Annotated in this window: 14 protein-coding genes and 4 pseudogenes; 9 read left to right on the top strand and 9 right to left on the bottom strand. The window is 49.1% G+C overall.

Annotation, left to right across the window (positions count from 1 at the left end; translation table 11 throughout):
* The first annotated feature begins 98 nt into the window (after positions 1 to 98).
* Positions 99 to 653: a TetR/AcrR family transcriptional regulator gene (locus ABLV66_RS17210; RefSeq protein WP_045396344.1), complete on the top strand. Its 555-nt coding sequence runs from the start codon at positions 99 to 101 to the stop codon at positions 651 to 653.
* On the opposite strand, the gene ABLV66_RS17205 is transcribed toward ABLV66_RS17210, so the two are convergent.
* Positions 646 to 1443 carry an SDR family NAD(P)-dependent oxidoreductase gene (locus tag ABLV66_RS17205; RefSeq protein ID WP_289577066.1) on the bottom strand — a complete coding sequence of 266 codons (798 nt, stop codon included), beginning with the start codon at positions 1441 to 1443 and terminating at the stop codon, positions 646 to 648. The genes ABLV66_RS17210 and ABLV66_RS17205 overlap by 8 nt on opposite strands.
* Before the next feature lie 211 nt (positions 1444 to 1654).
* Between ABLV66_RS17205 and ABLV66_RS17200 the strand changes: the two genes are divergently transcribed.
* Positions 1655 to 1876, top strand: a complete 222-nt coding sequence (locus tag ABLV66_RS17200) for a hypothetical protein (RefSeq protein WP_063415072.1) — start codon at positions 1655 to 1657, stop codon at positions 1874 to 1876.
* Positions 1877 to 1951: 75 nt separating this feature from the next.
* Here the strand turns inward: ABLV66_RS17200 and ABLV66_RS17195 are convergent, their stop codons facing one another.
* The 4 genes from ABLV66_RS17195 to ABLV66_RS17180 form a co-directional block, all read right to left on the bottom strand.
* Positions 1952 to 2287, bottom strand: coding sequence for a hypothetical protein (locus ABLV66_RS17195; protein WP_045396334.1), 336 nt, complete (start codon positions 2285 to 2287; stop codon positions 1952 to 1954).
* 173 nt (positions 2288 to 2460) lie between these two features.
* A complete protein-coding gene (locus ABLV66_RS17190) occupies positions 2461 to 3159 on the bottom strand; it encodes a DUF6216 family protein (protein WP_348876921.1) in 699 nt (232 codons plus the stop codon).
* A gap of 383 nt (positions 3160 to 3542) precedes the next feature.
* On the bottom strand, positions 3543 to 3875 hold the full coding sequence (locus ABLV66_RS17185) for a hypothetical protein (protein WP_348876920.1): 333 nt from the start codon (positions 3873 to 3875) through the stop codon (positions 3543 to 3545).
* Between the two features lie 105 nt (positions 3876 to 3980).
* A complete protein-coding gene (locus ABLV66_RS17180; protein WP_348876919.1) occupies positions 3981 to 4997 on the bottom strand; it encodes a phage integrase in 1017 nt (338 codons plus the stop codon).
* A 148-nt stretch (positions 4998 to 5145) separates the two neighbouring features.
* On the opposite strand from ABLV66_RS17180, the gene ABLV66_RS17175 reads away from it, so the two are divergent.
* The gene (locus ABLV66_RS17175; protein WP_348876918.1) at positions 5146 to 6066 is read left to right on the top strand and encodes a DUF2971 domain-containing protein; all 921 of its coding nucleotides are present in this window, start codon (positions 5146 to 5148) and stop codon (positions 6064 to 6066) included.
* A 94-nt stretch (positions 6067 to 6160) separates the two neighbouring features.
* Here the strand turns inward: ABLV66_RS17175 and ABLV66_RS17170 are convergent.
* Positions 6161 to 7140, bottom strand: a pseudogene (locus ABLV66_RS17170) (SNIPE associated domain-containing protein); the annotation flags it as partial.
* A 3-nt stretch (positions 7141 to 7143) separates the two neighbouring features.
* Here ABLV66_RS17170 and ABLV66_RS17165 point away from each other — a divergent pair.
* Positions 7144 to 7641, top strand: a pseudogene (locus ABLV66_RS17165) (contractile injection system protein, VgrG/Pvc8 family); the annotation flags it as partial.
* A gap of 24 nt (positions 7642 to 7665) precedes the next feature.
* On the opposite strand, the gene ABLV66_RS17160 reads toward ABLV66_RS17165, so the two are convergent.
* On the bottom strand, positions 7666 to 7998 hold the full coding sequence (locus tag ABLV66_RS17160; protein ID WP_512174201.1) for a hypothetical protein: 333 nt from the start codon (positions 7996 to 7998) through the stop codon (positions 7666 to 7668).
* Here ABLV66_RS17160 and ABLV66_RS17155 point away from each other — a divergent pair.
* Positions 7957 to 8106 (top strand): annotated as a pseudogene (locus ABLV66_RS17155) (ogr/Delta-like zinc finger family protein); the annotation flags it as partial. The gene ABLV66_RS17160 and the pseudogene ABLV66_RS17155 sit on opposite strands and share 42 nt — an antisense overlap.
* Before the next feature lie 241 nt (positions 8107 to 8347).
* On the opposite strand, the gene ABLV66_RS17150 reads toward ABLV66_RS17155, so the two are convergent.
* Entirely contained in the window at positions 8348 to 10033 is a 1686-nt protein-coding gene (locus ABLV66_RS17150) for an aspartate:alanine antiporter (RefSeq protein ID WP_045374103.1), read from the bottom strand.
* A gap of 266 nt (positions 10034 to 10299) precedes the next feature.
* On the opposite strand from ABLV66_RS17150, the gene ABLV66_RS17145 reads away from it, so the two are divergent.
* Positions 10300 to 10683, top strand: coding sequence for an inner membrane protein YbjM (locus ABLV66_RS17145; protein WP_015367534.1), 384 nt, complete (start codon positions 10300 to 10302; stop codon positions 10681 to 10683).
* A gap of 6 nt (positions 10684 to 10689) precedes the next feature.
* Here the strand turns inward: ABLV66_RS17145 and ABLV66_RS17140 are convergent, their stop codons facing one another.
* Positions 10690 to 10953, bottom strand: coding sequence for a GrxA family glutaredoxin (locus ABLV66_RS17140; RefSeq protein WP_045396328.1), 264 nt, complete (start codon positions 10951 to 10953; stop codon positions 10690 to 10692).
* 186 nt (positions 10954 to 11139) lie between these two features.
* Between ABLV66_RS17140 and ABLV66_RS17135 the strand changes: the two genes are divergently transcribed.
* The 3 genes and pseudogenes from ABLV66_RS17135 (at position 11140) to rimK (ending at position 13105) form a co-directional block, all read left to right on the top strand.
* Positions 11140 to 11430, top strand: coding sequence for a YbjC family protein (locus ABLV66_RS17135; RefSeq protein WP_047065002.1), 291 nt, complete (start codon positions 11140 to 11142; stop codon positions 11428 to 11430).
* Positions 11414 to 12136: pseudogene (nfsA, locus tag ABLV66_RS17130) on the top strand (nitroreductase NfsA). The gene ABLV66_RS17135 and the pseudogene nfsA overlap by 17 nt, the downstream one beginning before the upstream one ends.
* A gap of 66 nt (positions 12137 to 12202) precedes the next feature.
* Entirely contained in the window at positions 12203 to 13105 is a 903-nt protein-coding gene (rimK, locus tag ABLV66_RS17125; RefSeq protein ID WP_032714148.1) for a 30S ribosomal protein S6--L-glutamate ligase, read from the top strand.
* Positions 13106 to 13133: the final 28 nt, after the last annotated feature.

The following is a 13133-nucleotide window of genomic DNA, read 5'->3' as shown; positions in this document are numbered from 1 at the left end:
AAGAAGAGTTGCAGACAACAGTAGCAAGGTTGTGTACATTTGTACACATTCCGCTATCGCTTGACCTGCATAGCGCACAGAGGGGAAAAAACACACCGATGACCCGCAGACCGAACGATCCGCAGCGGCGCGAGCGCATCCTGCAGGCGACGCTGGATACCATCGCCGCGCACGGTATTCACGCGGTGACGCACCGTAAAATCGCCAGCTGCGCCGGGGTACCGCTGGGTTCGCTGACCTATTATTTTAGCGGTATTGAGGCGCTGATTGAGGAAGCGTTTCGTAACTTCACCGTCGAAATGTCGGCGCAGTATCAGCAATTCTTCAACGGCGTCGGCAGCCGCGAGCAGGCCTGCGACGCTATCGCCGAGCTGATCTTCAGCGCCCAGGTGACCACCGCGCGCAATATGGAGTTAATGTACCAGCTATACGCGTTTTGCAGCAGCCGACCGGCGCTGAAAGCGGTCATGCAGAGCTGGATGCTGCGCAGCCAGCAGACGCTGGAGCAGTGGTTCGAACCGGCGACGGCGCGCGGGCTGGATGCGTTTATCGAGGGGATGACGCTACACTTCGTGACCGATAGCGCGCCGCTGTCGAAAGCGGCCATTCGCCTGATGGTCGGGCGGCTGGCGGGGGAGAATAGCGCTAGCTAAGCGTCGCCCCCGCGGTGACGTTAACCACCGTGGCGGTCATCGCCGCCGCCGACGGTGAGGCGAGAAAGGTGATGACCCCGGCTATCTGCGCGAGCGTCGGCAACCGCTGTAGCATCGTGCCGTGCGCCGCACCGCCAAGCCACTGTTCAACGCTCAAGCCCAGCGCCTGCGCTTTAGGCGCAAACACCTCGGCAGTATAAGAACCCGCCAGCACCGCATCCGCTATCGCGTGTGACCGCACGCCGAGCACGCGGATATTTTTCGCCCCCAGTTCGCTGGCCAGCGCTTTGATAAAGGCTTCCATTGCGGCGCAGCCGACGATATGGCCAAGGTGTCCAGGAACGGCCATCGTCGCAGAAGGAGGAATAGTGGTAATTATGACGCCCTCGCGTTCGCCACCCATCCACGGCGCTACAGCCTTAGCAATAGTAAATTGGGCATCAAGAAAGGGGACAAAACCCTGGCGATACTCGGCAAGGGATAATTGTGCCAGCGTTTTCCCCTGATCGTGGAGAAAGCCGGTGGCATTAACTACGATATCAATCCCGCCGGTTCTCCCGGCCAGGTTGGCCACCTGCCCGGCGGTTTGCCCGCCATCCAGCACATCCAGTTGCAGAGTCTCGACGATACCTCCAGCGGCGCGAACCTCAGCCGCTGCCTTTTCCAGCTTATCCGCCTGCCGGGCGGCCAGAAAGATCTGTGCGCCTTCTTTCGCCATGGCAAGCGCCGTCGCGCGGCCAATCGCGCCGCTGCCGCCGAAAATCACCACGGTCTTATCTTTAAGCAACATGAAGAGCGCCTTATGTGGGAGTGGATCAGCAAAGTATGGGTGAAAAAATAGACTTCGCAAGGGTAAAAAGCTGACATTTAACGATTGATTTTTTTATTAGTGGTTTATTTAACATGTTGATTTAATGGTGAAAAAAATTAAATTATTACTGGATGATGAGCATGCTTTCGATTAGCCTTGGGTTACCTGATGCAGGGATAAGAGAGAGCCAATGAAACCGAAAAGATTCTCTTCAAGCTATGTTTGTAAAAAGATCTGCATTCATGCAATCAATATGTTTGAAGCTGTCGGAACGGGCAGCTTCTCTATCGCCGCTTTTGTTTGTTTTGTTGCTCTGGATGGCTGGTTATTCAAGCTGGGTGGTTTCGCCATCTGTTTTACGCTGGTGTGCTTGATAAGCTTTATCGCCGATTATTTAAGAGGGGATATTTAAGTGGCATGTTGAGGACATATCAGTTATACAACATAGGGAGAACGTATCGTACTAATGAAAAAACTGCTTGTTAAATTAATTTGGGTAGAGTTTCTTTCTTAAGAATGTTATCGCTTTCCATGAAAGCGGGTAAGGTGTTGCTAATAGTGCAAAGGCGCAGCAAACTGCAGTCACAGTAAAGTAAGCCAGCCCATTACCGGTATTATTAGTCAGCGTCGCGTAGCTGCAAAAGATAAGCAGGGCAATGATGATGATACAGGACATGTAAAAACGACGCCTCAGTTCTTCCAACAAGGCCTGCAGGCTTTGATCTTTACGTTGTGGACTCTCAAGTCCTTTACGCAGCACATTGATCTCTTTGCTGGTAAAACCGTGCTCCTGAAGTTTTTGTTCCTGCTGTACATCAATCATGTTTTTACCTTCAACCGATATACCTGTTAATCGTTGCGGATAATAATATCAACAATTATCACAGGATGATAGGCTCTGCAGTTCCAGTAACAATATTACCGGAACTGGTAATATACGTCGTGCAAATGACAAATGTAACAGAGTTCTCACCCCCTAAGCTAAAGGTTGGAGTGCTATGTTAGATAGTCATAGGCTTTTTCATGCTCCCGGATAATGAATTGTTTAAGTCTGAGAGTATATATTAACGTTAATATTAAGCTGCTTATGAACCATATGCAGCCAACGGTAATGATCGAGATGAGAAAGGTAATGATAGGTTTATTGTGAGTGGTATCTTTAATGGATTTCTTTATTTTCTCTTTGTCATCTGCATTGGTGAAGGATTCACAAATAAATTTCCCTAGTTGTGGTGTTATTATTTTGTCATTTGCCAGTTGCGTGGCCTCGCCAGAGATACAGCTTTTTTCTGTGAGATGCCAGGAGGGATGGAATGCGTGTTCTGATGCTTCTGTTTCCGAGATTAAAAACCATTCATCCGTTTCTTTAAGAATTAAAGATGTCCAGCCCGGACGTATTTGTAATAGCTTGACGCCATAATATGAACTGGTTGCGAAACTGGCTAAAAGAAATAATAACACGACAGAAAACAATATCACATTTGCGCGAGTCAGCCTGGGTATCTCTTTTGTCGATATTTTGATCATGAAAAAGCGAATTCTCCATGTGCTTAATTTGGCTTTTTTATATATATCATCGATGTCATCTAAAGGTTTGTTTAAGTAATTTAAAATGGCTTTTATGATGGGCAGGGCGGCAATAATCGTCCCTATCATTTCTTTACTGAATATATTAATAAGACTTTGAGTTAACATCTGAATTCCTTATCAGTAGAAGTAAAGTATCAACACTACGTTTTACATAGCAGGATAAGAACGTCAATTCAATAGCAGTAACTATCGGACGTTGAGGAAGCGCTTTTCTGCGAGGAGAAAGCAAGACCAGAGACTTCTGTAAGAGTGGGGCGGTTTTCACGGGAAGGTCATTGCATGCAGAAACGAGTTGTCTGCTAAGAGGTTGATTCTAAGGAAGCTGAATTTCAGGCAACAAAAAACCCATTTATGTAAATGGGTTAGTAAAAACAACGACTTGTAGAATAATCAATAAGTTAGTTTGGTGGTGAGAAGTGACGATTACGGGGTACTGCCAACCGCTGTCGCCACTTTGTCGCCATCGGATCAACTCGGTTTGCGCCACGCTAACGGATTGAACCATCAGGATACAAATACATTCCACCTTCAAGATACATTGGTTCACCGTCTTCAACTGCAATGTCTTGATAAAGTTGAGCCATCTCATTAGGTTCATTTTCTAATAAATTATATGTATCAACATCATATCCGAGATTTTTTAACTCATCATCTGAAGTTACCCCTTGTTTTTGCTTAAGCGCAACAATATCAAAAATCCACTTTTTGCCATCTTTGACGTAATACGCTCCTGAATCATACCCACGATCATCAAGCACTTTTTCAAATCCCATCGATAATGCTCTTTTGACAGTATGTTTTTTTACGTTAACGATAGCCATGTAACTCCTTAAAGTAGTTAATAAAATGAACTGATTTATTGGCAAGAGTTTACTCTGACTTATATAGCTCAGGTAGCGGAGATGATGTTATTTTGCATAAGCAGATCACATTTCTAGCGTTGCAAGAGGGTTGAATCTCAAAGCTGTTTCAAGGTGATCGGGGGCCAGGTGAGCATAGCGCATAGTCATTTTTATATCGTGATGCCCTAGAATTTTTTGTAGTGCAAGAATGTTTCCGCCCGACATCATAAAGTGTGCTGCAAACGTATGGCGTAGGACGTGGGTAAGTTGGCCGCGCGGAAGCTCGATGGAGGTTTTCTCCATCACAGACAAAAACTGGAAGTAGCAATCAGTAAAGAACTTGAAGCCGTCCAGGGAAATGATTTCCTCGTAAAGCTCTTTACTAATCGGAATGCTTCGGTTCTTTTTGCCTTTGGTCCTGACGAACGTGATTCGGTACTTAGTGACCTGAGAACGTGTAAGGTTTACAGCCTCGCGCCAGCGTGCTCCGGTACTCAAGCAGATTTTAACGACCAGAGCGAGAAGGGCGCTTTGACGTTGGCAATCGTAAAGAAGCTCAGTGATCTGCTCATGCGTCAGCCAGGCCATTTCCTTTTCTGCAATGGTGAACTTACGCATGTTCTCAAGTGGGTTCGGCGCATTCCGTTCTCCCAGACGGGCCAGCTCGCTAAAGACTCCGCTCAGATAGCTTTGCTCAAGATTAATAGTTACCGGGCTGGCACCTTTCTTCCACTTCTCACTAAAATAGATTTCACCCGTCAGGCGTTTGTCACGGTAATGTGCGAACAATTTGGAACTGAGATCTGTAGCAAGAGGGTTTCCGAGTGCATCGACCATCAGGATTAGCTTGTCGTAAACATGCTCGCCAGCAGTCAGGGATTTGCCGTGCAGTTTGAACCAGAGTTTAACCACATCTTTCAGAGTCCGACGGTCTACCGATTCACCCAGCCAGGGCTTAGCCTCTGCCTCATCCATCGTGTGACGCTCAAAAGCCATCGCTTCGCCTTTGGTGGCGAACTGCTTACGCACACGTCGCCCACTGCGTCCAGCAGGGTAGCATTCACAAATCCATTTTCCTGTGGGGAGTTTTCGTACTACCATAAAAAAGCCCTCATGTATGAGGGCTAAATTTGACTGTGTATTTGAACAGTGGTCAATGTGTGTTTTTGAAAAATAAAACATTGCTGTATAGCTTAGCAAACATCTAAGTTATAAAATGCTCGTGAAAATTATCGAAAGAGAAAATTATATGAATAATCTTGTACGAACTACTCCGAGCATTTTGTTCAAATATAGAGATGATTCCGTAAATACAGAGAACATAATTACAAATAACAAAGTTTGGCTTTCCTCTCCAGATAATTTGAACGACCCGTTTGAATGTCGAATAGGAGAAATCCCTAGAGATTGGGAAACTAAAACAATCCGGATGATGGAAGAAGGTCAAATAATGGGGGTGATCTCAGTATTTCCAACCTTTCAGCCACCAAAAACTCTTTATTCTTTAAATGAAAAAGCCACAAAGCTATGGCTTAAACGTTTTAGAAATCTTGACCATTCTAGAAAAGTAAAGGCAATGAGGGCTCTTCAATCTGATCATGGTGTCGAATTATCCAGGCCTCAGGATGTATTTAAAGATATGCGTGAGCGCCTTGCTAAACTAGGGGTATTTAGCCTTAGTGAAACTAGTGTCAATGAATTAATGTGGGCCCATTATGGTCAAAATCATCGTGGAATTGCCTTTGGGTTTAGTACGTCTGGTAATTGTAAACTAGCACAGTCTCGTCATTGTTTACCAGTTGAATATGTCATGGATAAACCAATTTTTAAAGAAGGCTTTTCGAGTGAGGTACAAATCATGGCTCCTGGGAGTGGGATTCGAAATGTTCATAGAGTGTCATTTGAAGATACGACATTTAGATCCACTATCAGTACCAAAACACCATCTTGGGCTTATGAAATGGAATGGCGTTACATAGAGGAAACTTCAGGGTTATTTGATTTTCCAGGGGAGTTAAATCAAGTTATTTTTGGATTAAGGATGACGAAAGAACGCAGGGATTTTTATAGAGACCTTGTATTAAAACATGTTAATAGTAAAGTTTGTTTTTATGAGGTTTATGAAAACTCTAAGCTCAATGGGATTGAACTTCGAGAATTGAGATATTAATATAATTTTGTGAATATAATTAAAAATGGCTATTCTTTCATTCAATGACCTGACCTATTGATGCAAGGTCAGGTCATTGAGTGTTTACAAAATATTATGCAACTACCAATTCCTTGTTTTCTTTAAATACCATGTTGCGTTCATTCTCAATGGCTAAAGATTCTCTGTGCTCTTTTGCTTCTGCAAACATTGTCCAATGCGCATCAATACTCATTTCTTTAATCGTAGATTTTATGTCTTTTATACCAACATTGAAGAACTCTTTGCGTGAGTTAACTTTGTTCACTTGCTTATCGTTAAACACTTTGTGGAGATGATTTTCGAGTGATGGGGCATCATCACTATAGATCATTGCATGCACATCGAATGAGAAAGGCACGCTGGCATCTCCCAGTTCACGAACACGATCAAGCGGTTCAAGTCTTCGCGTCATCCCAATCTTATAAACGTTTTCTCCAAAGGAGCCGATGTTACTGATAACATATTCGTGACCTGAGCGTGTTTGCTGCGCCATCGAAATGGCCCGTTGGTTTTTGGCTTCAGCTTCTTCGTACTTAATTTGCAGCTCAGCCAGTTTCTGTTCGAGGGCTATACGCTGTTCTTCGCTTGCGAACATCAGTTCTTTAGTCGCTTTATCAATAGCTTGTTGAATAGACTTTTCTTCTTTTTCAGTTTCTTTTATCGCTTTTTCGTATTCACGACGCGCTTTTTCTTCTTCGCGCAACTGTTCTTTAATTCGTCTTTGTTCTTCTCTTTCTTCGATCATAATTTCATTTACAGCCACCCCCATCTAAGTTCGTTAAGTCGGGCTTGTAAGTAGATATCGGTGATCTTAGCGGACCTAAAGGCTGAACCGTTAAAATTAACAAGTTCAAAAGCATCTTTTATTTCTTGGGATAATTTACCGTAATTGTAATGTTTGATTTTTGAAAGGGTGCTATCGACCTTTCCATTAAAAGCATCTAGCACAAATTTAATTGCGGTGTTTCGTCTGTTCGGTTCGACATACTCACAACTTGCCGCTTTGCTCGTTTTGATAAGAGACTGAGTCAACTCCCTGGCTTTTCGCAGCTCTTACTGCCGGTCATCACTATTACCCGCCGGGAAGGTGACAGTCATCGATTCAGCCTGGCGGACAGGGGAGCGTACACCGGGGTAATTGCTCACTGGTTGCATACGCGCGAACCGGAGAAAAAAGAAACCACCAAAGTGAAGCGCCGCCGGAAGACGACAAAGCCAAAAGAGCCAGAAGCAAAGCAGGGAGATTACCTGATCGGGACGGATGAGAACGTCCTGGTTCTGAACCGGACCTATGCGAACCGCAGTAATGCGGAGCGCGCAGCAAAAATGAACTGGGAGCGGCTACAGCGTGGTGTGGCATCATTTTCCCTGCAGCTGGCAGAAGGCCGCGCGGATCTCTATACGGAAATGCCCGTGAAGGTCACCGGCTTTAAACAACCCATTGATGATGTCAGGTGGACCATCACCACGTTAACGCACACGGTAAACCCGGATAGCGGATTTACAACCAGCATCGAGCTGGAAGTGAAAATTGATGATTTAGTAATGGACTGAGGTTTTCAAAAAAGAACTTAAAGTTCACAAAATGAGATAATATTGTATCTTTATTGCGATTTCAGGAAAAGTGCAAGAACGTAAAAACGATGATTTGCCCATTGTGTGGAAGTGGAGCCCATACTCGCAGCGGTTTCCAGGTTCTTCAATGACCAATGACCAATGACCAATGACCAATGACCAATGACCAATGACCAATGACCAATGACCAATGACCAATGACCAAAGACCAAAGACCAAAGACCAAAGACCAAAGACCAAAGACCAAAGACCAATGACCAATGACCAATGACCAAAGACCAAAGACCAAAGAACAAAGAACATTATAACCAGTGCCAGAATATCAACTGCAGCCATACGTTCCTAACGTATGAGGCTTTTGTGCGCTCAATCTCTACACCTAAAGAGGCCCATCCTGTGCAGCCTCACCCCTCAAACTTAGGTCAAGCAGCACTGTTTCTTTGAGGCTGACGCCACTTTTTCGCCATTGGCTAAAATGAGGGTTTTTAACCCAATGATTTTAAAGGTTATAAAATTCAGGCAACAAAAAACCCATCAACCTTGAACCTAAACGGCGGGGTTGATGGGCTCCACAAAATGGGGACATCAAAGAAAAGCAGTGGCACTAGTTATGACTGACGTCCTGGGAAAAAGTTCTGTTCATCACCGATTTTTTTGCGAAAAAGTTAAAAATTTTCGGCCGGGGCTAGCCAAGGCCCGGCCAGATGATGACGATCAACGTACCGGCAAGGGTGAGCAGCACGTTGGCGATAGCGTAGGTGCCAGCGTAGCCGAGCGCGGGAATATTGCTCCGTGCGGTATCGCTGATAATTTCCATCGCCGGGGCGCAGGTACGCGCGCCCATCATCGCGCCGAACAGCATCGCGCGGTTCATGCGTAGCACATAGGCGCCGAACAGGAAGCAGATCACCACCGGCACCAGGCTGACGATAAGGCCGGCGGCCAGCATTTGCCCGCCAATGGCGCCCAGACCGTTATTGATACCCGCGCCGGCGCTCAGGCCGACCCCGGCCATAAACACCATCAGGCCGAACTCCTTCACCATATTCAACGCCCCCTGCGGGATATAGCCGAAGGTCGGATGGTTAGCTCGCAGGAAACCGAGCATAATGCCGGCGAACAGCAGGCCGGCAGCGTTACCGATGCCGAAGCTGAACGAGCTGAACTGGAAGGTGATCATGCCGATCATCAGGCCGACGATAAAGAAGGCGCAGAAAGCCAGCAGGTCGGTCACCTGGCTGTGAATCGAAATAAAGCCGATACGGTCAGCGACGGTTTTTACGCGGCGGGCGTCGCCGCTCACCTGCAGCACGTCGCCTTTGTTAAGCACCACATTATCGTCGATTGGCATTTCAATCTGGCTGCGGATCACCCGGTTTAAGAAACAGCCGTGATCGGTCAGCTTCAGCTGCGCCAGGCGGCGGCCGACGGCGTTATGATTCTTAACCACAATCTCTTCGGTGACGATACGCATGTCGAGCAGGTCGCGGTCAAACACCTCTTTACCGTTGCGGAAGCTTGGATCGAGACGGGCATGCGCGTCCGGGTAGCCAACCAGCGCGATATCATCGCCCATCTGTAGTACCGCGTCGCCATCCGGGTTCGCCAGGATACCGTTACGACGAATACGCTCGATATAGCAGCCGGTCTGGCGGTAAATCCCCAGCTCACGAAGATTTTTGCCGTCCGCCCACGCGACCAATTCCGGGCCGACGCGGTAGGCGCGGATAACCGGCAGATAGACTTTACGCTTGGAGTCGGTATCCAGACCGCGCTCGCGGGCGATCTGCTGGGCGCTGGTCTGCAGATCCTGATGCTGCAGCTTCGGCATATAGCGCGCGCCGACGATCAGGCTCACCAGGCCAACCAGGTAGGTCAGGGCGTAGCCGAGGCTCAGGTGGTCAAGCGACTGCGCCAGCTGATCGCTGGGCATGCCAAAGTGGCGCAGGGTATCGCCGGCGCCCACCAGCACCGGGGTGGAGGTCATGGCGCCCGCCAGCATCCCGGCGGTCAGGCCGATGTCCCAGCCAAACAATTTGCCCAGCCCCATAGCGATTAACATCGCGCTGGCCACCATCACCAGCGCCAGCATCAGATAGTTTTTGCCGTCGCGGAAAAAAATCGAAAAAAAGTTGGGGCCAGCTTCGACACCGACGCAGAAAATAAACAGCATAAAGCCAAGATTTAGCGCATCAGTGTTAATGGCGAAGTGCTGCTGACCTAATAATAAAGAAACGACTAAAACGCCAATGGAATTACCAAGTTGTACTGACCCGAGGCGAAGTTTCCCCAGGCAAAGACCCAGTGCGAGTACAACAAACAATAACAGGATGTAATTCCCGTTTAACAAATCTGCGACGTTTATATTCACGAAAGCCAACTTCTCGTTTACTAGTAAGTTGTTGAAGGAAATGGTTTTTTGGTCTAAGGTTGCTCAAGCGTTCGCACTATGCCGAACGTTATTCTGGCATCCCGTTAATACCGATAAAACAGTGCCGCTAGTTTAATCTTTCCTGGTTGCTGCGGCTAGTCACAATCGTTTTACTCTGACGGGAGCGTTATAAGCATGGACTGCCAGAATGCTATTTCTGACTGGATGAAGTGAAAGATAGTTAGAGGCGAAATCAGGAGGATGTCGTGAAATCTGAGCGCGCGTGGGCCGGTATAATTTGTGGGTTCTTTCTGTTTATTGTGGTCTGTTTATCGCTGTTGCTGCATATGAAAGGGGCTTTTCGGCAAACGGGCAACCCCGAGCTTGGGCTGCTTTTCTTTGTGCTGCCTGGGGCGGTGGCGAGCTGCTTATCCCCCGGCCGGCGCGTCATACGTCCGCTGATTGGCGCCATGCTGGCGGCACCGGTTTGTTTGGTGGTGATGCGGATGTTCTTTATTACTCATCGATCGTTCTGGCAAGAACTGGCGTGGTTATTTAGCGCGGTGTTCTGGTGCGCGCTTGGGGCGCTATGCTTTTTATTTATTTGCGTCTGGCTGGACGCCAGACGCAGGCACTCAACGGAAGAGTAAAAATTCTCAAGCGAACAGGCCGAGATTCTCTTTCGCCCAGGCTTCGAAATCCGTGCAGCCGCCGATGTGTTTCTGATCGACGAAAATCTGCGGTACGGTTTCTACCGGCTTACCGACGGTTTTTTCCAGATCGGCTTTGCTGATGCCTTCCGCGTGGATATCAATGTAGCGATAGCTGAAGTCATCGCGCTCGTTGCTCAGTTTCTCGGCCAGCTCTTTGGCGCGAACGCAATACGGGCAACCTGGGCGACCAAAAATAACGGTAAACATGCTTCTCTCCTTAAATCTCAGCCGGATGGCGAATGTGGCTATGATGCCGCGTTCCGTTAACAAGGGAAAGCAGGTTTTACCTTTTATAGCGATGGTTGCGGGTTATGCTTGATAAATATCATCTGCTGCAAGACCCTACACAGACGCGCCAGCGATACGCGTGGCATGAGTATATTGAGGAGCGTTATGCGATCGCCTGCCGCATTACCCAAAAGCATTCTGATTGTTGAGCTCGTCGGCATGGCGCTGCTGACGCTGGCCTGGCTGTCGTTGAACCAGTATGTTCAGCTGCCGGCGCCGTTTGCCAGCCCGACGGCGGCGCTTATCATGATCTTTGCCGGGATCCTGCTGATGATCCCGGCGGCGATAGCCTTAATGTGGCGAATAGCGAAAATTGTCGCGCCGCAGTTGACCGATAATAAGACCTCATCTTCTACCCCGTCCGAAAGAGAAAAACGCCATGACGCCGACCATTGATCTGCTGCGCCACCACCGTTCCATCCGCCATTTTACCGACGCGCCGATTAGCGACCAACAGCGTGAGGCGATCATCGCCGGGGCGCAAGGGGCGTCCAGCTCCAGCTTTTTACAATGTACCTCGATTATTCGCATTACCGACCCGCAGCTGCGTGAGCAGCTGGTTCCGTTGACCGGCGGCCAGCAGCACGTGGCGCAGGCGGCGGAGTTTTGGGTGTTCTGCGCCGATTTCAACCGCCACCTGCAAATTTGCCCACAAGCGCAGTTGGGGCTGGCTGAACAGCTGCTGCTGGGCGTCGTCGACACCGCGCTAATGGCGCAGAATGCCTTAATCGCCGCGGAATCCCTGGGATTAGGCGGCGTTTATATTGGCGGCCTGCGCAATAACATTGACGCGGTAACCGAGCTGCTGCAGCTGCCGAAGCACGTGTTGCCGCTGTTTGGCCTGTGCCTTGGCTGGCCTGCTGACGACCCGCAGGTTAAGCCGCGTATTCCGCCTGCGATGCTGGTGCATGAGAATCACTACCAGCCGCTTGATTAACAGGTGCTGGCGCAGTATGACGAACAGCTGGCGGATTATTATCTGTCGCGCGGCAGTAATACCCGCCGCGATACCTGGAGCGACCATATCCGCCGCACCATCATCAAAGAGAGCCGGCCGTTTATTCTCGACTATTTGCATAAACAGGGCTGGGCAACGCGCTGATTCCCTATACACTTCACCCTGCAAACGCAGTGTGCTGGCTGCCAGTTATTTTCTAAGAGGTGTTGGGTGAAAATCGCTATATTATCCCGGGATGGAACGCTTTATTCTTGCCGCCGCTTGCGTGAAGCCGCGCAAAAACGCGGGCATCAGGTCGAGATCCTCGATCCGCTCTCCTGCTATATGAGCGTCAGCCCGGTTGCCTCCTCAATTCACTATAAAGGGCGACAGTTGCCCCATTTTGATGCAGTCATTCCGCGTATCGGCACGGCCATCACCTACTACGGCACCGCCGCGCTGCGGCAGTTCGAGCTGCTGGGCAGCTATCCGCTAAACGAGTCGGTGGCGATTACCCGCGCCCGCGATAAGCTGCGCTCGTTGCAGCTGCTGGCGCGTCAGGGAATCGATCTACCGGTCACCGGTATTGCCCACTCGCCGGACGACACCAGCGATCTGATCGCGATGGTCGGCGGCGCGCCGCTGGTGGTGAAGTTAGTCGAGGGGACGCAGGGGATCGGCGTGGTGCTGGCGGAAACGCGGCAGGCGGCGGAAAGCGTGATTGACGCCTTCCGGGGTCTCAATGCGCACATTCTGGTGCAAGAATATATCGCTGAGGCAAAAGGGTGCGATATCCGCTGCCTGGTGGTTGGCGATGAAGTGGTGGCGGCGATTGAGCGGCGGGCGAAAGAGGGCGATTTCCGCTCTAACCTGCACCGCGGCGGCGTCGCCACTACGGCCACGCTTAGCGATCAGGAGCGGGAGATGGCGATTAAAGCGGCGCAAACGCTGGGTCTGGACGTGGCAGGCGTGGATATCCTACGCGCCAACCGCGGTCCGCTGGTGATGGAAGTTAACGCCTCGCCGGGGCTGGAAGGGATTGAAACCACCACTCACGTCGATATTGCCGGGCGAATGATCGCGTGGATCGAGCGCCAGGCCACGCCTGGATATTGTCTAAAAATGGGAGGGTAGCGTCACTTCGTTATCCTTTCATGGAATG

Origin of the sequence: Klebsiella sp. CN_Kp073 (assembly GCF_040065495.2) — a bacterium.
GTDB lineage: Bacteria > Pseudomonadota > Gammaproteobacteria > Enterobacterales > Enterobacteriaceae > Klebsiella > Klebsiella aerogenes.
The sequence above is the reverse complement of the archived record's forward strand: the minus strand, read 5'-3'. Positions and strand labels throughout refer to the sequence as shown.